Source organism: Pararhizobium gei (assembly GCF_029223885.1).
GTDB classification, from domain to species: domain Bacteria; phylum Pseudomonadota; class Alphaproteobacteria; order Rhizobiales; family Rhizobiaceae; genus Pararhizobium; species Pararhizobium gei.
In genome coordinates, this window is record NZ_CP119409.1 from 1,019,934 (window position 1) to 1,043,660 (window position 23,727).

Sequence of the window (23,727 nt, forward strand, 5' to 3'; positions counted from 1 at the left end):
CAATGACGGTTCTCGCAAAAAATCTGACGAACAAGGCGCGCGAGCTCATCGCGTTCCGTATTCAGGATCAGGAATTCTGCGTCAACGTCATGTCCGTCCGTGAAATTCGCGGCTGGACGCCGGCGATGCCCATGCCACACTCGCCATCCTACATGCTTGGGGTGATCAATCTGAGAGGCGCTGTTTTGTCGATTGTCGATCTGTCGGCGCGGCTCGGCATGAAACCGGCCGAGCCGACAGTGCGTCATGTTATCATAGTCACGCAAGTCAAGAGCAGGATCGTCGGCCTTCTGGTCGAATCGGTTTCCGACATCCTGACCATCAGCGACGAGGATATTCAGCCGACCCCGGACATGTCCTCGGAGTTCGAGCGCACCTTTGCGCGCGGCGTCCTGGCGATCGACGGGCGGATGATCTGCCTGATGGACCTCGAAGCCGTGTTTCCTCATACCGAAAGTGAAGCAGCATGAGCATGTCCGCCGCCTTTGACAGCAGACTGCCCCCGGACGAATGTCTGGCAACCGGCGAATATCCGCTGACGCGGCGTGATCTCGCGGAAATCGCCGCGATGATCTATGCCGATGCCGGCATATTCCTGAACGAATCCAAGGCGTCGCTCGTCTACTCGCGTCTTTCCAAACACATCCGCAATCTTGGATTGAAGGGGTTTCGCGACTATTGCCAGTTGGTGTCGTCTCCTTCAGGAGCCGCCGAACGCCGCGACATGCTTTCGCATCTGACGACGAATTTCACCCGTTTCTTCCGCGAAAATCACCATTTCGAGCACCTGAAATCGGATGTTCTGCCTGAGCTTCTCAGCCGTGCCAGGAATGGCGGCCGTGTGCGCATCTGGTCGGCCGCGTGTTCCGACGGCCAGGAACCGTACTCCATCGCATTGACGGTTCTGTCGATGATGCCCAACGTCGCCGACTATGATTTCCGCATTCTCGCCACGGATATCGACCCGAAGATCTTGGCTCTGGCGCGCGCCGGCGCCTATGATGCCACCGCTCTGGAGACAGTCAGTCCGGCCATGCGCAAGCAGTGGTTTTCCGAAACCAGCGTCAGCGGCCGCCAGAAGTGGCTGGTGGACGACCGCGTCAAGCGGCTGATCACCTTCAACGAACTTAATCTGATGTCTCAGTGGCCTTTCAAGGGCCAGTTCGACGTGATTTTCTGCCGCAACGTGGTGATCTATTTCGATGAGCCGACCCAGGTGAAAATTTGGTCGCGCTTTGCCGGAATGCTCACCCCCAAAGGTCATCTTTACATCGGCCATTCGGAGCGCGTGTCCGGCGACGCAAAGTCGGTCTTCGACAATATTGGCGTGACCACTTATCGCTACACAGGCAAAGGAGCGCGCTCATGAGTGCGGCACGCGTTCTTGTCGTTGATGACAGCGCCACCATGCGGGGCCTAATCACGGCCATTTTGAACAGCGATCCTGACGTTCAGGTGGTCGGTCAGGCCGCCGATGCCCTGCAGGCACGACAGGCGATTAAGGATCTGGACCCCGACGTGATAACGCTCGACATCGAGATGCCGAATATGAACGGCCTCGACTTTCTCGAGAAGATCATGCGGCTGCGGCCGATGCCGGTGATCATGGTTTCGACGCTGACCCACAAGGGTGCGGAGGCAACCATCGCGGCGCTGGAGATCGGCGCGTTCGACTGTGTGGGCAAACCCATGCCCGGCGATGCCAGGCCCTTCAGCGACCTCGCGGAGAAGGTGAAGGCTGCTGCGCGCTCGCAACGCAAATACATCATCACCGGAAACAAATCCGCTGCACCGAGCCCTGCGAATATCAATGCAGCCTCCGACTACAGGGCCAGCCGGAAGATTGTCGCCATCGGCTCCTCCACAGGTGGAGTCGAGGCACTGATCGCCGTGCTGCAGAAATTCCCGGCCAATTGCCCGCCAACCGTTATCACGCAGCACATGCCGCATACGTTCACCAAGAGCTTTGCAGAGCGGCTGCACCGGATCTGCGTGCCGACGGTAGAGGAGGCAACCGATGGCGCCAAGCTCGAGGTCGGCAAAATCTACCTGGCACCCGGCGGCGACCGCCACCTTCAGGTGGTCAATCCCTCGTCCCCCTCTTGCAGGCTCTTGGATCGCGAGCCGGTCAACGGCCATCGTCCTTCGGTCGATGTGCTGTTCGATTCCGTTGCCGAAGTCGCCGGCCGCAACGCGGTGGGTGTCATCTTGACCGGCATGGGCCGCGACGGAGCATCTGGTCTCTTGAAGATGCGCAAGGCAGGCGCCCGCACATTCGGTCAGAATGAAAAAACCTGTGTCGTCTATGGAATGCCGAGGGTTGCCTATGAATTGGGCGCCGTCGAAACGCAACTGCCCCTCAGCTCAATCGGGGAAGAAATCCTGAAGAGTACCGCCTCCCGAAGAGAAGGAAATGAATAATGTCGCTCGCTGAAAAAATTAAAGTATTGATCGTCGATGATCAGGTTACAAGCCGTCTGTTGCTGGGCGATGCCCTGCAGCAGCTTGGTTTCAAGCAGATCACCGTTGCCGGCGACGGCGAGCAGGGCGCCAAGATTATGGCCCAGCAGCCGCACCATCTGGTCATCTCGGATTTCAACATGCCGAAAATGGACGGTCTCGGTCTTCTTGCCGCCGTGCGCAACAATCCGGCCACGAAAAAAGCGGCGTTCATCATGCTGACGGCTCAGGGCGATCGCGCTTTGGTCACCAAGGCGGCGGCACTCGGAGCCAACAATGTCCTGGCCAAGCCGTTTACCATCGAAAAGATGAAGGCTGCGATTGAAGCCGTATTCGGGGCATTGAAATGATCAAGGATACTGCGGCCAAACGTGTGCATGTCATTCAGGGTGAATGGAAGGTGGTCAACGATCCGGATACTCTGCTGTCGACCATTCTCGGTTCCTGCGTGGCGGCCTGCATGCGTGATCCGGTCGCAGGCGTCGGCGGGATGAACCATTTCCTGCTGCCCGGTTCCGCGGAAGCGTTGTCGTCGGGCGGTGGCGATGCCACACGATATGGTGTTCATCTGATGGAATTGCTGATTAACGGGCTTCTGAAAAGCGGCGCTCGCCGCGACAGGCTGGAAGCGAAGATCTTCGGCGGCGCCAAAACGATTGCCCGTTTCTCGAATGTGGGCGAGCAGAATGCGATGTTCGCGAAACGCTTCCTACTCGATGAGGGCATCAAGATCGTGGGCGAAAGCACAGGCGGCGATCACGGCCGCAAACTCGAATATTGGCCGGTTTCCGGCCGCGCCAGGCAATATGCACTGACGGGTGTCGAAGCACAGAAGGCCGTCGCTCAGGAACAGCGGCCGCGCCCTGCGCCCAAACCGGTTCAGGATGCGATCGAATTCTTCTGATGTCCGGGGAGCCTGCCTGCTTTGTGGCAAGGCCGCTTGGGACGGAATAGGCATGCGCCGCTCCTTGAATGATGGCGGTAATGTAGTGAAGCGTGAGGGCATGGAATGCTGAATGAACTGAAAAGCCATATGCCGCACATCGACGAGGCGCTCCCGGATGTGATGATGCGTATCGTCTCGGAACTTTATGATGTTGCCTATCTCATTGAGCGCATCGAGCCTATGCTCAGCGATATCCATGTGGAAGCCGTTCTCGAATCGGCGGATCGGATCAAGGTTCTGCAGGGCATTGATCTTGCCGTTCAGAAGACCCGGGGTCTTGCCGAGTTCATCGACACTGTGACCGCCGCTATTCCCCAGCATTGGCTGGTGGACGTCACCACCGCGCTCAATCTCGTCAAACTCGCCGATATGCAGAAATCCCTGGGCAATGGCATGCTCAGACATGGCCACTCCCAGCCCCTGACCGATTCCTCCGGAGATTTCGAAGCTTTTTAGCGCCCGATTTTTGTTTCAGCTCGTTCGCTCTCCTGAAATGCAGCCGCCGCCCGCCGCCATCGCCGGGCGGCGGCTGCATTTCAGGGGAGCGGTTTGTGCGCCAAGAGACGGTATTTTGCACCGCAGTGCGAAAAGGCGCTCCAAGACAAGTTCGCACAAGTTTCATTTTCTAATGTGCTATTCGGGACAAATGGATTTCCGTAATTTTTCGGCGCATTCATTTGAAAACCCGAATGTTTGGATCTGCGCATGTTTTTTCTTCCAGGCGATGTTGCCTGACTGAGACATGGGCCACTGGGTGCGGAAACAGAATGACTCTGTTGGATCAACTTTCGACGGTAACGAAAAACCTCGCAAATCTTGGGCAGGGCAGGATTGTTGCGCTGGTCGCAGCCGGTATCGTAGCAGTCGGCATCGTCCTTGCGGCCGGCCTCTATCTTAACAAACCCTCCTTCGAGACGCTCTATGTCGGACTTGAGACGACCGATCTCAACCAGGTCAGCGTAGCGTTGGCTGAAGCCAATATCGATTTCGAGGTGGGTGCCGATGGAACGAGCATCCAGGTTCCCGCTGGCATGACCGGAAAAGCGCGGCTTTACCTTGCAGAGCGGGGTCTGCCCAACAGCGCCAATGCGGGTTACGAGCTTTTCGACAATGTCGGCTCCCTGGGCCTGACCTCCTTCATGCAGGAAGTAACCCGGGTCCGGGCCCTCGAAGGCGAAATCGCCCGCACTATTCAGCAAATTTCCGGCATTGCGGCCGCGCGCGTCCACATCGTGATGGCCGACCGCGGCAGCTTCCGCAAAACCGAACAGAAGCCGACAGCGTCTGTGATGATCCGTGCCAACGCCAATGTCGGCCGTAGTGCCGCGAGCTCCATCCGCAATCTCGTCGCGTCTTCGGTACCGGGACTCGGCATCGACGACGTCACCATCCTCGACTCGGCCGGCCAACTGCTGGCATCCGGCGATGACCCTTCAAACAGTGCCATGAACCAGTCCCTCGGCATCGTCCAGAACGTCCAGAAGGAAATCGAAAGCAATATCGACAAGGCGCTTGCACCGTTCCTCGGCATGGACAATTTCCGGGCAAGCGTCACGGCGCAACTGAATACAGACACCCAACAGATTCAGGAGACCGTTTTCGATCCCGAATCCCGTGTGGAACGCTCGACGAGGGTGACCAAGGAAGAGCAGAAGTCGAGCCAGCAGCAGCCCGACAATGCGGCGTCCGTCCAGCAGAACGTGCCGCAAGCCGCTCCCCAGGGGGGAACGAGCGGTCCCCAATCGAGCGACGAAACGGACAAGAAGGAAGAGCAGACGAACTACGAGATCAACTCGAAGACCGTCGCCACCGTCAAGAACAGTTTCACTGTCGAAAAAATCTCCGTGGCCGTCGTGGTCAACCGCGGTCGTGTCGCCGCAATGGTGGGCGAAGGTGCCGACCAGGCGAAGATCGATACCTATATCCAGGAGATGCAGAAGATCGTCGCCTCTGCCGTCGGCCTCGATCCGGCACGGGGCGATGTCATCACCCTGACCGCCATGGATTTCGTCAACACCCAGCTCCTCGACGAGCCGGTATCCGGACCGGGCATCATGGAAATCCTGACACGCAACCTTGGCGGCATCGTTAATGCGCTTGCCTTCGTCGCCGTCGCCGTCGTGGTGGTCTGGATGGGAATGCGGCCCCTGGCGCGCTCCATGGGATACGGCACCGGCGGCGCTGCCTTGGCTGAAAACGAAGCGGTCGGACTGGAACTTCCCGATTTCTCGCCGGCTGCCACCGGCGGCGCGGGCGGCGCGCTCATGGAAGGCTTTGGCTCCGACTTCGGCTTCGACAGCACCGACGACCTTCTCAGTCTCGGCAACGACAGCGAAGGCGGCTTCAATCGCCGGGTCAAGGAGGGGCCGGAGCGCAGACTGGGACGGATGGTCGAAATCAGCGAGGAGCGCGCTGCCAAGATCCTGCGGAAATGGGTCGCGGAAAAAGCGGCCTGATCTCGAAGGAAAACACTCTGAAGCCCGCTCACACCAGCGGGCTTTTCCGCTTTCTTGCCGCAGAATTATTTTTCGAGACGGTGTCCGGCGCCTGCGGCAATCGCTGCAAGCCCCACCTGTGACGCTGCCCATCGAGGCTTTGCGTCCGATATCAGACGGATTTGGCAGACATGCACCGACAATGTCGTCGTATTGTTGTTAACCTTTTGACGAGTGCAAGAATCGGTTGCCAGCGGCCGACGTAACGCTGAATCTCCGGCTTCATTATATTAAAGGATCGTTAATTTTTCTCGGGTAGCGACCGCGGTTCCACCTCGCGTTGCCATCCGCACCTTATGTATTGATTCTCGTCGTCGGCGAATTAAACTAGTTAATTTTGAATATCAATCAGGAATATTTGATGAAGTCTTTCACTGCATACCATTGGAAGCGGAAACTAGACATGGGAAGATATGGTGCAAATCCGCAACAGCATATGGAAACTCATAAAAATTGAAAGATGGCGAAGTAGAACAAACCGAGAATATGGAGCCAGACTTTGTCTCGTTTGTCATGGAAAATTCGGCCGAAAAACTGCATGTTCGGCCAGGAACGCAGGATTTAATATACAATTATACTGTCTTTTCAGGCAGATAAAAACAAACGCCGTTTTTTTCCAAAGCCGTTCTCGACGCGTAGGACGGTTTGTAGCGAATCGATTCACGGAACCATGCAAAAGTAAATCCCGACAAGGAAGCAGTAGTTTTTCACTGGGCTCACTGTACATTTTAGATAGTGATTCGTGTCCTGATTCACGTTGATCGAGGGTGGCGGTGTCCTCGTGCTGGCGGCGGTGGCGATAAACGCTTCATTGGGATGGACGGATCCGTCACGGGGACGAATATCATGGATTTTCGACAGGCAGAAATATCGCCGAGGCCGGGACCGGTCATTTCGGTGCGCAATGTCACGCGTGAGGTTTCCAACGAACAACTGGTCCGCAGGCTCGGAGAATTTTCCGAGCGTGGCAATTTCGGCAAGGGACTGGCGGCGCTGACCGACTATGTCGGAGCGTCCTACTATCTTCTGGCGCGCTACGACCTGTCTCAGGACGACGGCCTCGATTTCGTCGTTTGCTCCGACTGGCCCTTTGATGTGGTCCGGCGGCTTGGCAAGGTCATGGCGCAACTCCATTCCAAAACCAACGAGATGCAAAAATGCCTCTCGGTGATGCAGCCGATTTTCATGAGCCTGCCCGATGACGTGGATCTCCACCGTGGCATCAGCCGCGAATACTGCGTCATAACCTTCAATGTCGGCCGCGCCAGACTGGCGCTCATGCTCCTGTTCCCGCAGGACGTCATACTCTCGCAGGAAAGCCTTCGCGATGTCGGCCTTCTTGCAGGTTATTTTGCGAGCCTCACCCAGGATCGCGTCACCCGCAAAGATCGCGAATTTGAACTGACGGAGCGCGAACTGGAGTGTCTCTTCTGGATCGCGGAAGGCAAAACCAGCGATGAAATCGCCGTCATCCTCGGCATATCCCGCAATACGATCAACAACTACATCACCAGCGTGATGCGAAAGACGGCGACCAAAACCCGTTCCGAAGCCATCGCCTACGCCGTTCGCAACAATCTCGTCTAGGAGCACGGCCATGAATTTTCTCCCGAATTCCCGTGCAGCTGACGATGGCAAGGCCGGCCGGTTGCAGGCCAAGGCATCGCGCGCGGCGACGCTTGTCACGCGTCTGCAGGCGATGCAGAGACAGATCGGTGCGAAACATTTTGCTGTCCTGCGCATGAGCGGAAACGGATTGCCTGCAACCCGCAAGCTGTCCTGCGCTGTTCACAACTGGGGCCTGAGCGCCGAGGCTGCCATGGAGGAGCTGATCGTCGCTTATGGCGAAGTCATGGTTCAGCATCTCGACACTTCACTTCTGCCTCTCGTCTGGAACGGCAAGGGCGATAACCAGACGGCGGATGTTGCCGATTTCACGCGGTTCACACGGCGCTTGGACGTGCGTCAGCTTGCCTCCTGCGGAATAGCCTTTCCGGTCCGGCTCGGCGCGCAGGGCAATGGCTACGCTGTCTTTCTCGGTGCCTCGTTCGATCTGGACAGTGCTGTCATTATCGATCTCCATGGCCGCAGTTGCCAGATCATGACCGACCTGCTGGCTGCCGACGAGCGGCGCCTGCTGCCGGCGGAATCCCTCAGCGACCGTGAAATCGGTTGTCTCCAGATGGCCGGCGATGGCTATATCAGCGAGGAAATCGCCGAAAAAATGGGTCTGTCGGTTCATACGGTCAACGCATATCTCGGCGCAGCCACGACGAAGCTGGATTCCGTCAACAGAATCCAGGCAATCGCCAAGGCAATTCGGCTCGGTTATATCAATTGAGAGAAGGACTGGCCGTCATGGCCGATGCCTGTTCAGCGGGCAAGCGCTGTCGGATAGGACTTTACGAATTTGGCGGCATCTAGGCTGGATGCCAGAAATGCGGTGTTCTTGTCGGGATCGGCTGATGGAGTTTTGAACGTGATATGGTTGATTTCGAGACCGGCCATGTCTTTGCCGAGCGCAAGCTTGGCGTAAACAGTGACGCCATCCGGTTTCAATTCGAGATCCAGAGAAATTTCCGGCTCGGTGCCCCAATCGAGCGAGTAGTTGCCGCCGAGCCCGAATTTGACCGTACCGGGAAGAAAATAGAGTTCTGCTGCGGACGAGACGAGGTCCGCAAGGTTACCATGCGATTCGAAACGAAGCATGGCAATGTAGTCAGCCGCATCGATCAGCCGCAGTTCCGTCGCGACGGGACGGATGGCATCGGCGACAATTTTCTCGCGCTGTTCTGAATATTCGTTTTTCTTCATGTGAGTTACGTCACCCGTTTTGGCTGCGTGGCATAAATCCGGTGAATCAGTTCGGCGACAGCCTTATAAAACACCGGCGGAATCACAGTATCGACCGAGACTTGCGCAAACATTGAGCGTGCGAGCGGCGGGTCTTCGAAAACGGGTATGCCATTTTCTTCCGCGATCTCGCGAATCTTGAGCGCCACGAGGTCCTGCCCCTTGGCAACCACCACCGGCGCGTCGCCTTCCTCGCGCACATAGCGAAGCGCCACCGCATAGTGGGTCGGATTGGCGATGACCAGAGTGGCTCGGGGAACCGACGTGATCATCCGCCTGCGGGCGCGGTCGCGGGCGATCGAGCGCAGCCGCGCCTTGATGATCGGATCACCTTGCGACTGCTTCATCTCCTCCTTGACCTCCTGCTTGGTCATCCGCAGTTCGGAGTGCCAGTGATGCCGCGTCCAGAAGAAATCCACTACGGCAATAACGCAGGTTGCGATCAGAATGACGATCATGATTTGGTTGAGATCACCCGACATGGTGGTCAGGATGGTCGCCGGGTCGGAAAACATCGCTTCGAGCGATGCGTAATAGTCGTTCCACAGCACCAGCACGATGATGACCGAGACGATGAGGATCTTGAACAGCGACTTTGCAAATTCCACCATGCCCTGAATGCCGTAAATCCGCATGAAACCGGAGACGGGCGAGATCCGGTTCATCTTCGGCGCGATCCGGTCGAGCACCGGCGTCGGCAGATTTTGCAGGACCGACGAGCCCAGGCCGAAGACGATGAGCAAGGCGAAGAACGGTATCAACAGCGCGCTCGCCTGCCAGAAGAGATGGGAGACCAGCGCCACGACATCGGTGGCATTGTCGAGACGCCAGGCCTCGGGCTGCTCGAAAATGTCCTTGAGCGATTCCGCCAATGTTGCGAAACCCTGAGGCAGGAAAAATATGATGAAGATGTAGATGGCGAGAACCGAGGCGAACATGGTCACTTCGCGCGAGAAGGGTGTATTGCCCTTCTCGATCGCGTCGCTCATTTTCTTCTCGGACGGCGCTTCTGTCTTACTGTCTTTGTCCTGATCGTCCGACATCGGATGAAGACCTCCAAAACCCAAAACGACACTTGCCGCGCATCCGTTGTGGTCCGTGACCGGACGTCAGACAAGAGAGATTCGCCAGGAAATGCGGCACTTCACAGAAAGTCGTGGATCAACGTGAAAAACCCTCGAACCGTTGGCTCGAGGGTTTTTCAAACTAGCTTCGAATGGGACCCGTTTGGCGGTCCGGAATCCGCTAAGCCGCAACGGCTTCCTTTTCCTTCAGTTCGATCTGGCCGCTGGCAGCCAGCCGGATGGCCTCCTGGGTGATCGAACGGCGGGCAATGGCGATATCGCGCGGATTGATCCCGGCGTCGCCGGCGGCGAGATCCGATTCGATCATGCGGCGTTGGCGGGCGCCGATGGAGGCGAGAACCGCTTCGCGCAGTTGCATGCTCGATCCGCGCAAAGCCATGGTGATGATGTCGCCCGAGACGTCGTTGAACAGCTGCACGCGGCTGCGCTGCGGCATGACCAGCACGTCGTCGAACAGGAAGATTTTCGGCCGGACTTTCTTGACCGTGTCGGTGTTGATCGCCTCCAGCGAAGCCAGGAGCGTATCGACCTGGGTTTTCTCGAGTTCATTCATGACCTCGGCGATCTTGATCGATCCGGTGGAATTGCGGTCCGCATCCAGTTCGCGGGTCATTTCCATGACGCGGGTTTCGATGATCTGCGCCGCCTTCGGGCTGACATTCTTCATGTTGACGGCGCGGTTGATGATATCGGCGCGACCGCTTTCGGGAAGCTGGAGCAGGACCTTGGCGCCGAAGGTCGAAGGCATCATCGACAGCACATAGGCGATGGTCTGGGGATGTTCCTTGCCCAGATGCTGAGCGACGGCGACCGGATCGGAATCCTGCAGGCGGTCCCATATATTGGTTTCATAGGCAGCGAAGGTGGCGCGGCGGCCGAGCAGACCATCGACTTCGTCAGGCGTCAGTCCTTCTTCGAGAATGCCCTCGATCGCCTTGGCATTGTCCATGAGCCCGGCGCCCTCCGTGAACAGATCCTCGAATTCGTTGACCAGGACCTCCAGCTCGTGAGGCGGGATCGAACGGAGCGATTGCGCCGAGGCGATGATCCCCTGCAATTCGCTCTGGGTGAAGAATTTCAGCAGCTTTCCCGCGACGGGCTTGCCCATGGCGAGAAGCACCGCAGCGGCCTTGTCCATCTGGCTGAGCGGAGTGGTCGGAGCCGAAGCTGCAAAATTGTCGAAATCCATCATGGATTGATCCTCATACCCGTCACCGGGCCTTAACTTTTACCGGAGCCTTTAATCTCGATGAGCTTCACGCCGAAGCGCGTCTCGTCGCCTTCAAGCACGGTGATTTCGCCGCGGCCTATGACACGGCCGTTGACGACGATCTCAACCGGCTCGCCGATCCTGCGATCGAGTGCAATGGTTGCGCCCTCGGTCAGGTTCATGAGCCCAGACACCTGCATCCGGCTGCTTCCCAGAACGATCTGCACATCGATCGGGATATCCATGATCAGATCGAGATTGGAGGTCATGCTGCTGCCCGGCTCGCTCGATGCAGCTTCGTCAAAGGACGAACCGCCGCCAAAGCTGTCATGGCCGGAACCTGCGGGCGAGGCTGAGAGATCGGCATCGCCGAAGCTCGTTCCGCCGAAATCGCCGCCGAAGCCGTCGAGATCCGCGGCGCCCGTGTCGGAGATGCTGCCGAAGTCGGATAGATCGCTCATTGGCGAGGTCGCAGCAAAATCCATGCCGAAGCCGGCGTCTGGAACAGAGCCGGTCGCGTCGCTTTGCAGGACGCCGCGCAGATCGTCGATGGCCTGGTCGAGCTCGGCATCACCGGCATTCAGGATCGTCTTGTCGTCAAGGAGTGCTTTTTTCGGTGCCATGTGCGAACTATTCCAGTTGAAACTTGCCCCAACCATGCTTGCGAGCCAGGGACGGTTTTTAACTCATCAGATGATGGAGAATGTCGCTCTCCGAACCATGTGTGTCCTTGATCCGAACGGTGTATTTTGCACCGGACCGGCCGAGCTCGCATATGTAGAGATCACGGCCGTTGGCGTTGATCTCGACGCGCACGTCCTTGCCATCCAGAAAGGGAATGACATCACCCGGTTGCAGGCGGCTGATCGTGTCGAGCGTCAGGCTCTGCAGCTTGACCCGCGCTTCGAGATTGACGGTCGAGCGGCGCACCTGCTGCTCCAGCTGTTCGTTCCATTCCGATTTGCCCTTGCGGGCCTGACCGACGCCCTTCGGGAAAACCACCTTGGTCTTCAACAGGGCTTGCTGGGGTACGATGATCGAAAACGTCGAGAGCACCGGGCCGACGCCCATGGTCACATTGATGCATGCGGCAAAGACATCGTCGATATCCGGGTCTGCCGCGGGCCGTTCCGTTGCGTTGTGGGGCCGCTCCAGCGTCGCCTCGAAGCCGCCGGCAGCGTTGACAGCGGACTTCAGGACATCGGCGATCTTTTCGACCACCATGGTGGCCACATCCATTTCTATCTTGGACAGGGCCCGTGGTTTTGGCTCCTCGACCCCGGTGATTGGCGCGCCGAGCAGAAGCTCCATCAAGGTTATAATCACGGGGCTGTCGCAGCTGATGATGAAATGCGAGCACCAGTTGCGCAGCGAGACATCGCAGAGGGCGACGCCGCTTCCCAGCCTGTCGATCAATTCGGACTTGAGGCCGGTATCGAAACCCGCATAGCCGATCTCGATGTCGAAACCGGTCTCGTTCTGGAAAATATCCGGAAGGAACTCCGAAAGGACCTGCCCCAGATCGGCGCAAATCCTACCGATGGTTTTGGTGTCGCCAAGCGTGCCGGTCATCCGGGCAAGCAGTTTGCGGTCGAAATTATACACGTTGGTCTTGCTAGCCGAGGTCATGGATCAGGCCGCCTTGCTTTCGCCGCCGCCGCCGGGATTCATCATCTCCTGCTCGACGGCGTCGATCGAAGGCCGTTCGTATGCGGAAATCGTCTTGCGGCCATATTCGAGAGCAACCTGCGGGACGGAGCCGTTCATGTAGGCGATAAGTGTCTGTTTGACGATGATGTAGAGACGGTTCTGCTTGTCCCGCACAGCCTTGATGTTGGCGATGACCGGGCTGGCGATGCAGTAGGAGAGGAAGATGCCGAGCATGGTGCCCACCAGTGCCGCGGCAATTTTTCCGCCCAGGACTTCCGGCGACTCCGAGATGGCGCCCATCGCCTTGATGACGCCGAGGACGGCGGCGACGATGCCGATGGCCGGAAAGGCGTCGCTCATTGTGGTCAGCGCGTGATAGGCCTTCATCTTGTCATGGGTGATGGTGTTGATTTCCTCATCCATCAGCGCCTCGATCTCGTGGCTGCGGGCATTGCCTATGATGATCAGCCTGACATAATCGCAGATGAAGGCCGTCAGTTCCTTGTTCTTCAGCACTGTCGGTGCCGACTGGAAGATTGTGGATTCGTCGGGATTGTCGATATGGCTTTCGATCTCGTTGCGTGACTTGGTGCGCAGATCCCGCATCAGGCTGTAGAGGACCCCGAGCGTATCGAGATAGTTGCGCTCCTTCGGCACCTTGTGCATGAAGGCCTCGCCCAGCGCCTTGCCGGTATCCTTGAGAACCTTCATCGAATTGGCCATGACATAGCCGCCAATCCCCGCGCCGCCAATGATGACGAGCTCGAAGGGCTGGTTCAGCACCTCCATATGGCCGCCCATGGCGATGAAGCCGCCAAGGATACAGCCGATCGTCAAGACGAGCCCGATGATGATGTTCATTTCGATACCTGCCGCAAAGGTGGATTTTCAGCCTTACCGATAGGGGCCCAGCCTTGCGTGAGGCTGGCTGTATGCCTTTCCAGGAAGGCTGCGGCAAACAGGTTCGCGCAAGCAAACTCGGGCAGCTTCTTCGCATCGGGGGCGCTGTGCGTCCTGTCTCAAGGATCGGGGAAACGTCGTGACGACGACCTATACCAGCTACCAGACGATAGCCGGCAATCTCACCACATCGCTGGAAAGAGTGTCGAAGCAGCCGGATGTCGCCCGCGAAACCGAATACTACCTCGCCCATATCGGCGATGTGAAAAGCATCGACGACTTCTTTGCCGACACCAGGCTTTATAATTACGCGATCAAGGCCCACGGCCTCGAAGATATGGGCTATGCCAAGGCGTTCATGCGCAAGGTGCTGACGGAGGGCATCGACAGCGACGATGCCTTCGCCAAGCAGCTTTCCGACAGCCGCTATTCCGATCTCGTGGAATCGCTGAATTTCGCCCGCACCGGTTCGGCCGCCACTTCATTCGAGAAAGCCCAGAAGGGCGTTGCCGACAAATATGCGCGCCAGACCCTCGAGCAGAAGGCGGGGGAGGAAAATTCGGGCGTTCGTCTGGCGCTTTATTTCGAACGGATGGCGCCAGGCGTCACCAATGCCTACGGTCTTCTGGCCGACGAGGCGCTGGCGCAGGTCACCCGCACCCTGCTTCAGCTGCCCGACGAGTTCGCGGCATCCGACATCGACAAGCAGGCCGCGGCGATCGAAGAGGCGATAGATCTCGCCGATCTGAAGAGCCCGGTCAAGCTTTCGAAATTGCTGGAGCGGTTCACGGCGCTCTGGGAAATCAACAATTCATCCGACAATTACGATCCGCTCGCCGTTTTCGGCTCGTCCAGCGGCTATGGAATTTCCTCCGATCTGCTCCTGTCCATCAACACCTTGAAACTTGGGGGGCGCTGAAAATGCAAACCGGTCTCTACGTCGCCGTCTCCTCCCAGATGGCGCTCGAAAAACGCATGAACACGCTGGCCGACAATGTCGCCAATTCAAGCACCGTCGGTTTTCGCGCAACGGAAGTGAAGTTCAACCAGCTGATCGGCGACACCCGTCCGACGAAGGTGTCCTTCGTCTCCGAGGGGCAGGAATTCATCAGCACCACCAATGGCGGCCTGAAGCAGACAGGCAATGCACTGGATTTTGCCATCAAGGGCGAAGCGTGGTTCCAGATCGAGACGCCAGCCGGTCCCGCCTTGACACGAGATGGACGGTTTACGCTGACCGAGGCGGGCGATCTCGTGACGTTGCGCGGCTATCCGGTGCTGGACGCTGGCGGCGCGCCGATCCAGCTCAACAACCAGGCGGGCGACATCAAGGTCGGTGCCGATGGCGCCATCCAACAGAACGGCGCGCAGATTGCAGCCCTTGGACTGTATGAGGGCAGCTTCGCAAACGGCTTCTCCCGCTACGACAACAGCGCGGTGATACCCAGTGGCGATCCGGAGCCGGTCGTCGATCGTTTCGAAGTGGGCGTGATGCAGGGCTACGTCGAGGAGTCCAACGTCAATCCCGTTCAGGAAATGTCGCAGCTGATCATGGTGTCGCGCGCCTTCGAAAACATCACATCCCTGATGCGCGACAGCGAAGGAACGATGGACGAAGCCATCAAGACGCTTGGCGGCAGCAAGTAACCCTGTCGGCCCCAGACGGCGGCCGACTTCGCCAGGAAGCCGGGCCAAGCAAGAGAACCGAATGCAGAACGAACCACTTCAGATCCACAATTCCTCGTCCTCGCTTGCGGCGCTCGCCGGGCTTGCCGATCGCTACTCCAACCCGGAGTTTTCCATCGCGCCCGGCGGTCATGTCCAGTCGATATCGGCCGGTTACTATACGGTCAGCGGCCTGTCCCGGCACGTGCGGCTCGGCGATTTCGTGGCCCACAAGAGTTCGACCGGCATTCATCTCGGCGAAGTCGTCAAGATCGAACAGGAGACGGTCGTCGTGTGCCCGATCGAGCCGGGAGATCCCATAGGCATCCACGACACGGTCATCCGCAAGGGTGCGTTTCGGATCGCACCCAGCGAATCCTGGTGTGGCCGCACCATCAATTCGCTGGGCGAGCCGATCGATGGGCGAGGCCCGCTGCTGCATGGCGATGTCCGCCGCTCCATTTCCAATACTGCGCCGCCATCGATGACCCGCAAGCGGGTCGAGCACGGCTTCCGCACCGGCGTTCGCGCCATCGACATCTTCTCGCCGCTTTGCCTTGGCCAGCGCCTCGGCGTCTTTGCAGGCTCAGGCGTCGGCAAATCGACGCTTCTGTCCATGCTCGCCCGGGCCGATGCCTTCGACAAGGTCGTCATCGCTCTGGTCGGCGAACGCGGCCGTGAAGTGCGCGAATTCATCGAGGACACGCTGGGCGACAATCTGTCCAAGTCGGTCGCCGTGGTGGCCACCAGCGACGAAAGCCCGATGCTGCGCAAGATGGCACCGCTGACGGCCGTAACGATCGCCGAGCACTACCGTGACCAGGGCGACAATGTCCTTCTGATCGTCGATAGCGTCACCCGCTTCGCCCATGCCATCCGCGAAGTTGCGACCGCCTCTGGTGAGCCGCCGATCGCGCGCGGCTATCCTGCTTCCGTCTTTACTGAACTGCCACGCCTGCTTGAGCGCGCCGGTCCGGGAGCCGAAGGGGCGGGAACCATCACGGCCATCATTTCCATCCTTGTCGATGGCGACAACCACAACGATCCGATTGCCGATTCGACGCGCGGTATCCTCGACGGCCATATCGTCATGGACCGCAGCCTGGCGGAGGAGGGGCGTTATCCGCCGGTCAATCCGCTGGCATCCGTCTCGCGTCTTGCCCGCAAAGCCTGGACGCCGGACCAGGAAAAACTGGTGTCGCGGCTGAAGTCGCTGATTCATCGCTTCGAGGAAACCCGCGATCTGCGCCTGATCGGCGGCTACAGGGCCGGCAGCGATGCCGATCTCGACATGGCGATCAAGCAGGTGCCGGTGATTTACGAAGTCCTGAAGCAGACACCCGGTGAACGGCCGGCGATCGACGCCTTCACCGATCTTGCAAACGCCCTGAAGGCGGCTGCGACCGGCGGCGGCCAGACACAGACGAGAAGGGGTTGAACGTGACCGACTACGATGCCGACGAAATCGTTGCTCAGCCCAAACGGACCGCACGGACACCGGCGATCGATCGCGCGCTGGGGGCGGCAGGGATCGGGCTCGCCGTGCTTGCGACCTTCTTCCCCTGGTATGCCTTCATGAACCAGGACAAGTTCTCGCTCCCTTCTCTGTGGGAGGACAGCGTGCGCGACGCGCCGGCCAAGCCGGGTGAGGGTGGTCAAGCTTCTCCGGTCGCCATGACGGAGCGGGATGCCGCAACGCAGGCCGCATTAGATCAACTGACGACCGCGACCGTACCGCAGGGCGAAAGCCGGAAGGTTGAGGGCGATCCCCGGGACAGTCTCGATCAACCGTTTCCATCCGCCACAGGCTTCAAGCTCGTTCATGTCGCCAATGGCCGCGCCCTGATCGAAGACAGCAGTGGCATGTATATCGTCAGGATCGGCGGGATCCTTCCGGACAACAGCCGGCTCTCCACCTTGGAACAGCGCGACGGGCGCTGGGTGATGATCACCTCCAAGGGAGAAATCCGCCAGTCCGAGTGATTGAGCGGTCGCAAGCGTTCGGCAGGCTTGTTGATCGCGTGTGCTGAATGGCGTCCATCCGCTCCAAATGCGCTGGCCCCAGTCTCCGCCATTCCCGTTTCTTCTTTTATCCGATGGACAGGCGGCAGAACGCCTGATCCTGCCGTTTTCTGCGGCCTTTGCTGCAACTGCGGACAATTCAGTCCCACGCAAGATTGCCGGCCTAGTGTCTCCATCAACAAGCATGGAGTCGCATGATGCAACCTATACAGCTTTTCGATCTCGCGTCGCGGCAGGCGCAATGGCTGGCAGTGCGCCAGAACGTCGTCGCGGGCAACATAGCCAATGCCAATACGCCGCATTATGCCGGCAAGGACGTCAAGCCTTTCGACAGCGTCCTCAAGGAAACCGGCTTCCAGATGGCCGCGACCAAGGCCGGGCATTTCACCGACGGAATGGCAGCGGCCCAGGTGACCGAAACCAGCCTTCTCAACAATGGCGAAGTCAAGCAGTCCGGAAACAGCGTCGAGCTGGAAAAAGAACTGATGAAAACCGGTGCGATCAAGCGCGATTATGAGCTGAACACCGGCCTCGTCAAAGCCTTTCACCGGATGATGCTCATGACGGTGAGGAAATAATCCGCATGGATCCTCTCCTGTCAGCTCTCAAGGTTTCCGCCTCCGGTCTCGAAGCGGAATCGACCCGCCTCCGCATCGTCTCGGAAAACATCGCCAACGCCCGCTCCACCGGCGATGCGCCGGGCACCGATCCCTATCGCCGCAAGACGGTAAGCTTCGCAGCCGAGATCGATCGCGTCAGCGGCGCCTCGACAGTCGAAGTCCAGCGTCTCGGAACGGACGATTCCGAATTCACCATCGAATTCGACCCCGGCAATCCGGCGGCCGATGACAAGGGCATGGTCAAGATACCGAACGTCAACGTGCTCATGGAAATGGCCGACATGCGGGAAGCCAACCGTTCCTATGAAGCCAATCTCCAGACAACGAAACAGGCACGTGATCTGATTTCGGCAACAATCGACCTCCTGAGGGCTTCGCAATAATGATCAATGCCATCGAAACCATCAGCTCGGCGATTTCCACCGTCAAGGATGTCTCATCGACCTCGAACACGTCTTCGGCGCAGGCCATTCTGGGTGGAGCAGCCGGAGCGGCGCCGACCCAGAGCTTCGCCGACGTCATGAGCAGCATGGCCTCCGAAATGAACAACAGCCTGAGGGCATCGGAAGCGGCATCGATACAGGGCATTCGCGGTCAGGCCAATACCCGCGAAGTCGTGGATGCCGTGATGCAAGCCGAACAGTCGCTGCAGACCGCAATCGCCATTCGCGACAAGGTCGTCAGCGCCTATCTCGAAATCGCACGTATGCCCATCTAAGGAACAATCAGAATGAAGGCTCTTTCGATTGCCGCCACCGGGATGAATGCCCAGCAGCTGAACCTGGAAGTGATCGCCAACAATATCGCGAACATCAACACCACCGGCTACAAGCGGGCGCGCGCGGAATTTTCCGACCTTCTCTATCAGACGGAGCGGGCCGCGGGCGTTCCCAATCGTGCCAATCAGGCGGTCGTGCCAGAAGGCGCCAGCATCGGTCTCGGCGTCCAGACGTCGGCCGTGCGCAATCTGCATCTGCAGGGCAGCCTGGTCTCGACCGGCAACGATCTCGACATGGCCCTGGTCGGCCGCGGCTGGTTCCAGATCGAGACGCCGGATGGCGAGACCGCCTATACAAGGGCCGGCGCCTTCAACACCAATGCCGACGGCCAGCTAGTGACGATCGACGGTTACACCGTCGCTCCGGCGATCACCGTTCCACCGAACGCCAGCGAGATCACCGTCAGTTCCTCGGGCCAGGTGACGGTCCGCATCGGCAACGATACGATACCGCAGGAAATCGGTCAGCTAACGCTCGCCAATTTCGTCAATGAAGCGGGCCTGGAGCCGCAGGGCGATAATCTCTTCAAGCAGACGCCGGCTTCAGGCGAGCCGGTGATCGGTACGCCGGCCGATCCTGGCTATGCCCAGATCAAGCAGAAATATCTCGAAGCGTCGAACGTTGATCCGGTCAAGGAAATCACCGACCTGATCTCCGCCCAGCGTGCCTATGAAATGAATTCGAAGATCATCCAGGCCGCCGACGAGATGGCCGCGACGGTCAGCAAGAACATGAGATAACAGAGGGAATGGCAAACATGAGGTTTCGCCGAGCAGCTCATGCATCGACCATGAATGTCGCGTCAGGCGACCGGAAACGCCGCTCGCTGGCGCTTCTGGTAGCCTTGTCGCTTTGCGCCAGCATCTTGCCGGCCGGACAGGCGTTTGCCGAAAACCCCATGGCAGTCATTCCGACGCAGACCATCTATCCCGGCGAAATCGTCGATATCAAGCGACTTGAAGAGGTCGAGGTGACGAACCCGGCGCTAACCGGTGACTACGCGACATCGACGAAGCAGGTCGTCGGCAAGGTGACCAGCCGGACCCTGCTTGCAGGTCGCGTCATTCTGGTTTCGGCCCTGCGCGAACCTTACACGGTGGAACGCGGCAAGGCCGTGCGGATCGTTTTCACGAACGGACCCCTGACGATTACGGCCGGCGGCGCACCTTTGGAGAACGCGGCGGTTGGCGACCTCATCCGGGTTCGCAACACCGATTCCGGCATTATCGTCTCCGGCACGGTTATGGACGACGGCACAATTCACGTGGTGGCAAAATGATCTCCCGTTTCTGCAAATTCTGCCTGTCCTTTGTGGCGGCTCTGGTCATGGCGATCACGCCGCTGGCGGCCGCCTCGCGCATCAAGGATGTTGCGTCGCTCCAGTCCGGACGCGAAAACCAGCTGATCGGATATGGCCTGGTCGTCGGCCTGCAGGGATCGGGCGACAGCCTGCGTTCCTCGCCGTTCACCGCGCAATCGCTGCGCGCTATGCTGCAGAACCTCGGCATCTCCACGCAGGACGACGAATCGCGCTCCAAGAACATCGCAGCGGTTCTGGTCACGGCCAATCTGCCGCCTTTCGCCAGCGCCGGCAGCCGTATCGACGTGACGATCGGCTCGCTCGGCGATGCGACCTCGCTTCGCGGCGGCACGCTGGTCATGACCTCGCTCTCCGGCGCCGACGGGCAGATCTATGCGGTTGCTCAAGGCTCGGTCGTCGTGACCGGCTTCAACGCGCAGGGCGATGCCGCTTCCCTGTCCCAGGGGATCACCACATCCGGCCGCGTTCCGAACGGCGCCATCATCGAACGCGAATTGCCGGCAAAGTTCAGGGACGCGTTCAACCTTGTTCTCCAGCTGAGAAACCCTGACTTTTCAACCGCGGTCGGCATGGCAGCCGCCATCAACCGTTATGGCAAGGCCGAGTTCGGTGGCAACATCGCCCAGGCTCAGGATTCCCAGACCGTCATCATCGACAAGCCGAAGATGGCGGACCTGTCGCGCCTCATGGCCGATATCGAAAACCTCGTCATCGAAACTGATGTGCCTGCCCGCGTGGTCATCAACGAGCGCACGGGCACGATCGTAATCGGCCAGGACGTCCGGATCAATCAGGTCGCGGTGAGCTATGGCACGCTGACGGTTCAGGTCAGCGAAACACCGACCGTCGTCCAGCCGGAACCTTTCTCGCGCGGCGAAACCGCGATCGAGCCGAATACCACCATCGATGCCGCACAGGACGGCGGCGCCGTGGCGATCCTCAACGGTTCCAACCTGCGCTCGCTGGTCGCCGGACTGAACAGCATCGGCGTCAAGCCGGACGGAATTATTTCCATTCTTCAGGGCATCAAGACAGCCGGCGCCCTTCAGGCGGAGCTCGTATTGCAATGAACGCATCCCATTCTACAGTTCGTCGGCCGAAGCTTTGCCGCCGCCTGATCCTTCTGGCGGCCGGCTGCGCGATGCTCGCCATGCCGAGCGCCTTCGCTCAGGAGGTCGCAGCACCCGCGACAGCCGCCGCCGCCAATGGCGACGAGATCCAGCAGTTCTGCACCAATATCGCCGACGCCGCGCGCGACCAGCGCTACCTCCTGCAGAAAAAGGATCTGGAGAGCCTCCAGGCCGAGGTCGATGCCCGCATCGTCAAGCTGGAGGTGCGCCGCGCCGAATATGAGGACTGGCTGAAGCGACGCAACGATTTCCTGAAACAGGCCGAACTCGGTCTCGTCGATATCTACAAAACGATGAAGGCCGATGCCGCCGCTGGCCAGCTCGAGCTGGTCAATCCTCTGATCGCCGCCGCCATCGTGATGAAACTTCCGGCACGTCAATCGAGCCTCATCCTATCCGAGATGAGCAGCGAAAAGGCCGCCGTCCTCACCAACATCATTTCCAGCGCCAGCGATTCAACAACCTCGAAGGAACCGTCATGAAATATGCAATTCCGGTCCTTCTCTCGGTAAGCCTTCTGGCCGGCTGCCAGAATAATCCCCTCAGCGAGGTCGGCAGGGCGCCGTCCATGAGCCCGATCGGCAGCGGCCTGCAATATGCACAGACGCCGCAGATGGCGATGTATCCGAAGGAGCCGCGCCAGGTTGCCAACGGGTTTTCGCTCTGGAGCGACAATCAGGCGGCGCTCTTCAAGGACGCGCGTGCGCTGAAGGTCGGCGATATCCTGACGGTCAATATCCGTATTGACGACAAGGCTTCGTTCGACAACAAGACCGACCGCAGCCGCACCAATGACAGCGGCTTCAACATCGGGGCAAACGGAAACTCGCAGACCGCCGATTTCGGCTGGAAGGGCGGGCTGGATTACGGCTCGAACACCAAGTCCAAGGGAGAAGGCACCACCGAACGCTCCGAAAAGCTCGTGCTTCTGGTTGCCGCCGTCGTCACCGGCGTGCTCGAGAACGGCAATTTGCTGATCAGCGGCTCGCAGGAAGTCCGCGTCAACCATGAAATCCGCATTCTGAATGTCGCCGGCATCGTCCGTCCCTACGACGTCGATGCTCGCAACACCATTTCCTATGACAAGATCGCCGAAGCGCGCATCTCCTACGGGGGCCGTGGCCGCCTGAGCGAGGTGCAGCAGCCGCCGTGGGGCCAGCAGGTTGTCGATATCGTTTCGCCGCTTTAGGGAACTGCGGCCGGTGCGCCGGCACAACTTCAGTTGGATTTGATCATGGAAGCTCTCGATTCGGCTCCGTCCGCGCCGAAAAAATCGTCTAAGATCGCGATGATCGCCGCGGTTGTCGTCTTGACGCTTCTGGCAGGCGGCGGCGGATGGGTCGTCGGCGGCCTGGTCGCGCCGCAGCCGCTCACCGCCGAAGAGGCGAAGATGGTGGAGGAGGCAAAGGCCGCTGTCGCCAGCAAGCAAGCGAAGCAGGGTGAAGCGGAGGGTGAAGGAGCCAAGAAGGACGAGGGTCTGCCCAGGATCGCGACGGAAGCCAATGGCGTCGTCCAGCTCGAGGCGATTACCACCAATCTCGCCTATCCCAGCGAAAACTGGATCAGGCTCGAAGTGGCGCTGCTGTTCAAGGGCGCGCCTGACGTGACGATGGCCGAGCAAATCCACCAGGATATCGCCGCCTATCTGAAAACCGTGTCGCTGCAGCAGATCCAAGGGCCACGCGGCTTCCAGTATCTGAAGGATGATATCGCCGAGCGGGTTGACCTTCGTTCGGAAGGGCGCGTAACCAATGTGATCTTCAGGACTTTTGTCATTCAGTGATTCGCCCATGATCCGGACTATCGTATTCATAGCCGCCATGCTGGCGATGTCGGGTATTGCCGGCGCGCAGGGCTTGCCTGCTGACATTCTGAATTCGCCTGCTCTCAGCGCGCCTGTTGAAGGTTCCGTCGCCTCCTGGATTATCCGCACCTTCGGCCTGCTGACCGTCCTGTCGGTCGCGCCCGGCATCCTGATCATGGTGACCAGCTTCCCGCGCTTCGTCATCGCCTTTGCGATCCTGCGTTCCGGCATGGGTCTGGCGACGACGCCATCCAACATGATCATGGTCAGCCTTGCGCTGTTCATGACATTTTACGTCATGGCCCCGACCTTCGATCGCGCTTGGCAGGACGGCATCAACCCGTTGCTGCAAAACCAGATCAATGAAACCGAGGCCATGACGCGGATTTCCGAACCCTTCCGGGAGTTCATGCTGGCCAATACGCGTGATAAGGATTTGCAGCTCTTTATCGATATTGCCCGCGAAAAGGGACAGACCGTCGTCACCGGCGATCGGGTCGATCTGCGCGCGGTGGTTCCCGCCTTCATGATCTCGGAAATCCGGCGTGGTTTCGAGATCGGCTTCCTGATCATGCTGCCCTTCCTCGTCATCGATCTCGTCGTTGCCACGATCACCATGGCCATGGGTATGATGATGCTGCCGCCGACCTCGATCTCCCTGCCGTTCAAAATCCTGTTCTTCGTGCTGATCGACGGGTGGAACCTTCTTGTCGGCAGCCTGGTGCGGTCTTTCACATGATCGTCGGCGTGGTTAACGAACGGTCAATCCTGCGCATCCATATTTGCC

The 23,727-nt window shown here is 59.1% G+C and carries 29 protein-coding genes; 23 read left to right on the top strand and 6 right to left on the bottom strand.

Annotated features, from left to right (window positions below; all coding sequences use genetic code 11):
- The first annotated feature begins 2 nt into the window (after positions 1-2).
- The 9 genes from PY308_RS04770 (at position 3) to visR (ending at position 8,242) form a co-directional block, all read left to right on the top strand.
- Complete coding sequence (locus PY308_RS04770) at positions 3-470, top strand: chemotaxis protein CheW (protein ID WP_275788809.1); 468 nt, start codon at positions 3-5, stop codon at positions 468-470.
- Positions 467-1,369: a protein-glutamate O-methyltransferase CheR gene (gene cheR / locus PY308_RS04775; protein WP_275788811.1), complete on the top strand. Its 903-nt coding sequence runs from the start codon at positions 467-469 to the stop codon at positions 1,367-1,369. Before PY308_RS04770 ends, cheR begins: the two co-directional genes overlap by 4 nt.
- Positions 1,366-2,421 (top strand): protein-glutamate O-methylesterase CheB, encoded by a 1,056-nt coding sequence (gene cheB, locus PY308_RS04780; RefSeq protein WP_275788812.1) that lies wholly within the window; start codon positions 1,366-1,368, stop codon positions 2,419-2,421. Before cheR ends, cheB begins: the two co-directional genes overlap by 4 nt.
- On the top strand, positions 2,421-2,810 hold the full coding sequence (locus PY308_RS04785; RefSeq protein WP_037156526.1) for a response regulator: 390 nt from the start codon (positions 2,421-2,423) through the stop codon (positions 2,808-2,810). Before cheB ends, PY308_RS04785 begins: the two co-directional genes overlap by 1 nt.
- Positions 2,807-3,364, top strand: coding sequence for a chemoreceptor glutamine deamidase CheD (gene cheD, locus PY308_RS04790; RefSeq protein WP_275788814.1), 558 nt, complete (start codon positions 2,807-2,809; stop codon positions 3,362-3,364). Before PY308_RS04785 ends, cheD begins: the two co-directional genes overlap by 4 nt.
- A gap of 105 nt (positions 3,365-3,469) precedes the next feature.
- Complete coding sequence (gene cheT / locus PY308_RS04795) at positions 3,470-3,862, top strand: chemotaxis protein CheT (RefSeq protein ID WP_275788817.1); 393 nt, start codon at positions 3,470-3,472, stop codon at positions 3,860-3,862.
- A gap of 311 nt (positions 3,863-4,173) precedes the next feature.
- Positions 4,174-5,862, top strand: a complete 1,689-nt coding sequence (gene fliF, locus PY308_RS04800; RefSeq protein ID WP_275788819.1) for a flagellar basal-body MS-ring/collar protein FliF — start codon at positions 4,174-4,176, stop codon at positions 5,860-5,862.
- 885 nt (positions 5,863-6,747) lie between these two features.
- Entirely contained in the window at positions 6,748-7,488 is a 741-nt protein-coding gene (gene visN / locus PY308_RS04805) for a transcriptional regulator VisN (RefSeq protein WP_275788822.1), read from the top strand.
- Between the two features lie 10 nt (positions 7,489-7,498).
- Positions 7,499-8,242, top strand: coding sequence for a transcriptional regulator VisR (gene visR / locus PY308_RS04810; RefSeq protein WP_275788824.1), 744 nt, complete (start codon positions 7,499-7,501; stop codon positions 8,240-8,242).
- A 32-nt stretch (positions 8,243-8,274) separates the two neighbouring features.
- On the opposite strand, the gene PY308_RS04815 is transcribed toward visR, so the two are convergent.
- The 6 genes from PY308_RS04815 to motA all read right to left on the bottom strand — a co-directional run bounded on the left by PY308_RS04815 (position 8,275) and on the right by motA (position 13,560).
- Entirely contained in the window at positions 8,275-8,715 is a 441-nt protein-coding gene (locus tag PY308_RS04815) for a BspJ family T4SS effector nucleomodulin (protein WP_275788827.1), read from the bottom strand.
- Positions 8,716-8,720: 5 nt separating this feature from the next.
- Positions 8,721-9,797 carry a flagellar biosynthesis protein FlhB gene (gene flhB, locus PY308_RS04820; protein ID WP_275788829.1) on the bottom strand — a complete coding sequence of 359 codons (1,077 nt, stop codon included), beginning with the start codon at positions 9,795-9,797 and terminating at the stop codon, positions 8,721-8,723.
- 202 nt (positions 9,798-9,999) lie between these two features.
- Positions 10,000-11,031, bottom strand: a complete 1,032-nt coding sequence (gene fliG / locus PY308_RS04825; protein WP_275788832.1) for a flagellar motor switch protein FliG — start codon at positions 11,029-11,031, stop codon at positions 10,000-10,002.
- A 29-nt stretch (positions 11,032-11,060) separates the two neighbouring features.
- A complete protein-coding gene (gene fliN / locus PY308_RS04830) occupies positions 11,061-11,672 on the bottom strand; it encodes a flagellar motor switch protein FliN (RefSeq protein ID WP_275788835.1) in 612 nt (203 codons plus the stop codon).
- A 58-nt stretch (positions 11,673-11,730) separates the two neighbouring features.
- Entirely contained in the window at positions 11,731-12,678 is a 948-nt protein-coding gene (locus PY308_RS04835; RefSeq protein ID WP_275788839.1) for a FliM/FliN family flagellar motor switch protein, read from the bottom strand.
- A gap of 3 nt (positions 12,679-12,681) precedes the next feature.
- Positions 12,682-13,560, bottom strand: coding sequence for a flagellar motor stator protein MotA (gene motA / locus PY308_RS04840; RefSeq protein ID WP_275788841.1), 879 nt, complete (start codon positions 13,558-13,560; stop codon positions 12,682-12,684).
- A 178-nt stretch (positions 13,561-13,738) separates the two neighbouring features.
- Between motA and PY308_RS04845 the strand changes: the two genes are divergently transcribed.
- The 14 genes from PY308_RS04845 to fliP all read left to right on the top strand — a co-directional run bounded on the left by PY308_RS04845 (position 13,739) and on the right by fliP (position 23,679).
- Positions 13,739-14,518 (top strand): DUF1217 domain-containing protein, encoded by a 780-nt coding sequence (locus PY308_RS04845; RefSeq protein WP_275788844.1) that lies wholly within the window; start codon positions 13,739-13,741, stop codon positions 14,516-14,518.
- 2 nt (positions 14,519-14,520) lie between these two features.
- Complete coding sequence (gene flgF / locus PY308_RS04850; protein WP_275788847.1) at positions 14,521-15,246, top strand: flagellar basal-body rod protein FlgF; 726 nt, start codon at positions 14,521-14,523, stop codon at positions 15,244-15,246.
- 61 nt (positions 15,247-15,307) lie between these two features.
- Positions 15,308-16,702, top strand: coding sequence for a flagellar protein export ATPase FliI (gene fliI, locus PY308_RS04855; RefSeq protein ID WP_275788850.1), 1,395 nt, complete (start codon positions 15,308-15,310; stop codon positions 16,700-16,702).
- A complete protein-coding gene (locus PY308_RS04860) occupies positions 16,699-17,247 on the top strand; it encodes a flagellar protein (RefSeq protein ID WP_275788852.1) in 549 nt (182 codons plus the stop codon). The genes fliI and PY308_RS04860 overlap by 4 nt, the downstream gene beginning before the upstream one ends.
- A 236-nt stretch (positions 17,248-17,483) precedes the next feature.
- On the top strand, positions 17,484-17,864 hold the full coding sequence (flgB, locus tag PY308_RS04865) for a flagellar basal body rod protein FlgB (protein WP_275791017.1): 381 nt from the start codon (positions 17,484-17,486) through the stop codon (positions 17,862-17,864).
- Between the two features lie 5 nt (positions 17,865-17,869).
- A complete protein-coding gene (flgC, locus tag PY308_RS04870) occupies positions 17,870-18,289 on the top strand; it encodes a flagellar basal body rod protein FlgC (RefSeq protein WP_275788854.1) in 420 nt (139 codons plus the stop codon).
- A complete protein-coding gene (fliE, locus tag PY308_RS04875; RefSeq protein WP_275788857.1) occupies positions 18,289-18,624 on the top strand; it encodes a flagellar hook-basal body complex protein FliE in 336 nt (111 codons plus the stop codon). Before flgC ends, fliE begins: the two co-directional genes overlap by 1 nt.
- Before the next feature lie 12 nt (positions 18,625-18,636).
- Positions 18,637-19,425, top strand: coding sequence for a flagellar basal-body rod protein FlgG (gene flgG, locus PY308_RS04880; protein WP_275788859.1), 789 nt, complete (start codon positions 18,637-18,639; stop codon positions 19,423-19,425).
- 17 nt (positions 19,426-19,442) lie between these two features.
- The gene (gene flgA, locus PY308_RS04885) at positions 19,443-19,964 is read left to right on the top strand and encodes a flagellar basal body P-ring formation chaperone FlgA (protein WP_275788861.1); all 522 of its coding nucleotides are present in this window, start codon (positions 19,443-19,445) and stop codon (positions 19,962-19,964) included.
- Positions 19,961-21,076, top strand: coding sequence for a flagellar basal body P-ring protein FlgI (locus PY308_RS04890; protein WP_275788864.1), 1,116 nt, complete (start codon positions 19,961-19,963; stop codon positions 21,074-21,076). Before flgA ends, PY308_RS04890 begins: the two co-directional genes overlap by 4 nt.
- On the top strand, positions 21,073-21,618 hold the full coding sequence (locus tag PY308_RS04895) for a MotE family protein (protein WP_275788867.1): 546 nt from the start codon (positions 21,073-21,075) through the stop codon (positions 21,616-21,618). Before PY308_RS04890 ends, PY308_RS04895 begins: the two co-directional genes overlap by 4 nt.
- On the top strand, positions 21,615-22,325 hold the full coding sequence (gene flgH, locus PY308_RS04900) for a flagellar basal body L-ring protein FlgH (protein WP_275788870.1): 711 nt from the start codon (positions 21,615-21,617) through the stop codon (positions 22,323-22,325). The genes PY308_RS04895 and flgH overlap by 4 nt, the downstream gene beginning before the upstream one ends.
- Before the next feature lie 42 nt (positions 22,326-22,367).
- Positions 22,368-22,919, top strand: a complete 552-nt coding sequence (locus PY308_RS04905) for a flagellar basal body-associated FliL family protein (protein WP_434064239.1) — start codon at positions 22,368-22,370, stop codon at positions 22,917-22,919.
- Between the two features lie 7 nt (positions 22,920-22,926).
- Positions 22,927-23,679, top strand: coding sequence for a flagellar type III secretion system pore protein FliP (gene fliP / locus PY308_RS04910; RefSeq protein WP_275788872.1), 753 nt, complete (start codon positions 22,927-22,929; stop codon positions 23,677-23,679).
- Positions 23,680-23,727 lie beyond the last annotated feature (48 nt).

Excerpts from the sequence above, each read along its gene's own strand:
- PY308_RS04890 (WP_275788864.1), top strand. The coding sequence starts at position 19,961 with ATGATCTCCCGTTTCTGCAAATTCTGCCTGTCCTTTGTGGCGGCTCTG.
- cheD (WP_275788814.1), top strand. The coding sequence starts at position 2,807 with ATGATCAAGGATACTGCGGCCAAACGTGTGCATGTCATTCAGGGTGAA.
- flgB (WP_275791017.1), top strand. The coding sequence starts at position 17,484 with ATGCAACCTATACAGCTTTTCGATCTCGCGTCGCGGCAGGCGCAATGG.
- fliN (WP_275788835.1), bottom strand. The coding sequence starts at position 11,672 with ATGGCACCGAAAAAAGCACTCCTTGACGACAAGACGATCCTGAATGCC.
- PY308_RS04785 (WP_037156526.1), top strand. The coding sequence starts at position 2,421 with ATGTCGCTCGCTGAAAAAATTAAAGTATTGATCGTCGATGATCAGGTT.
- PY308_RS04835 (WP_275788839.1), bottom strand. The coding sequence starts at position 12,678 with ATGACCTCGGCTAGCAAGACCAACGTGTATAATTTCGACCGCAAACTG.
- flhB (WP_275788829.1), bottom strand. The coding sequence starts at position 9,797 with ATGTCGGACGATCAGGACAAAGACAGTAAGACAGAAGCGCCGTCCGAG.
- flgG (WP_275788859.1), top strand. The coding sequence starts at position 18,637 with ATGAAGGCTCTTTCGATTGCCGCCACCGGGATGAATGCCCAGCAGCTG.
- motA (WP_275788841.1), bottom strand. The coding sequence starts at position 13,560 with ATGAACATCATCATCGGGCTCGTCTTGACGATCGGCTGTATCCTTGGC.
- fliP (WP_275788872.1), top strand. The coding sequence starts at position 22,927 with ATGATCCGGACTATCGTATTCATAGCCGCCATGCTGGCGATGTCGGGT.
- flgC (WP_275788854.1), top strand. The coding sequence starts at position 17,870 with ATGGATCCTCTCCTGTCAGCTCTCAAGGTTTCCGCCTCCGGTCTCGAA.
- fliI (WP_275788850.1), top strand. The coding sequence starts at position 15,308 with ATGCAGAACGAACCACTTCAGATCCACAATTCCTCGTCCTCGCTTGCG.
- cheR (WP_275788811.1), top strand. The coding sequence starts at position 467 with ATGAGCATGTCCGCCGCCTTTGACAGCAGACTGCCCCCGGACGAATGT.
- fliE (WP_275788857.1), top strand. The coding sequence starts at position 18,289 with ATGATCAATGCCATCGAAACCATCAGCTCGGCGATTTCCACCGTCAAG.
- fliG (WP_275788832.1), bottom strand. The coding sequence starts at position 11,031 with ATGATGGATTTCGACAATTTTGCAGCTTCGGCTCCGACCACTCCGCTC.
- flgA (WP_275788861.1), top strand. The coding sequence starts at position 19,443 with ATGAGGTTTCGCCGAGCAGCTCATGCATCGACCATGAATGTCGCGTCA.
- flgH (WP_275788870.1), top strand. The coding sequence starts at position 21,615 with ATGAAATATGCAATTCCGGTCCTTCTCTCGGTAAGCCTTCTGGCCGGC.
- PY308_RS04770 (WP_275788809.1), top strand. The coding sequence starts at position 3 with ATGACGGTTCTCGCAAAAAATCTGACGAACAAGGCGCGCGAGCTCATC.
- flgF (WP_275788847.1), top strand. The coding sequence starts at position 14,521 with ATGCAAACCGGTCTCTACGTCGCCGTCTCCTCCCAGATGGCGCTCGAA.
- visN (WP_275788822.1), top strand. The coding sequence starts at position 6,748 with ATGGATTTTCGACAGGCAGAAATATCGCCGAGGCCGGGACCGGTCATT.
- PY308_RS04895 (WP_275788867.1), top strand. The coding sequence starts at position 21,073 with ATGAACGCATCCCATTCTACAGTTCGTCGGCCGAAGCTTTGCCGCCGC.
- PY308_RS04815 (WP_275788827.1), bottom strand. The coding sequence starts at position 8,715 with ATGAAGAAAAACGAATATTCAGAACAGCGCGAGAAAATTGTCGCCGAT.
- cheB (WP_275788812.1), top strand. The coding sequence starts at position 1,366 with ATGAGTGCGGCACGCGTTCTTGTCGTTGATGACAGCGCCACCATGCGG.
- visR (WP_275788824.1), top strand. The coding sequence starts at position 7,499 with ATGAATTTTCTCCCGAATTCCCGTGCAGCTGACGATGGCAAGGCCGGC.
- fliF (WP_275788819.1), top strand. The coding sequence starts at position 4,174 with ATGACTCTGTTGGATCAACTTTCGACGGTAACGAAAAACCTCGCAAAT.
- cheT (WP_275788817.1), top strand. The coding sequence starts at position 3,470 with ATGCTGAATGAACTGAAAAGCCATATGCCGCACATCGACGAGGCGCTC.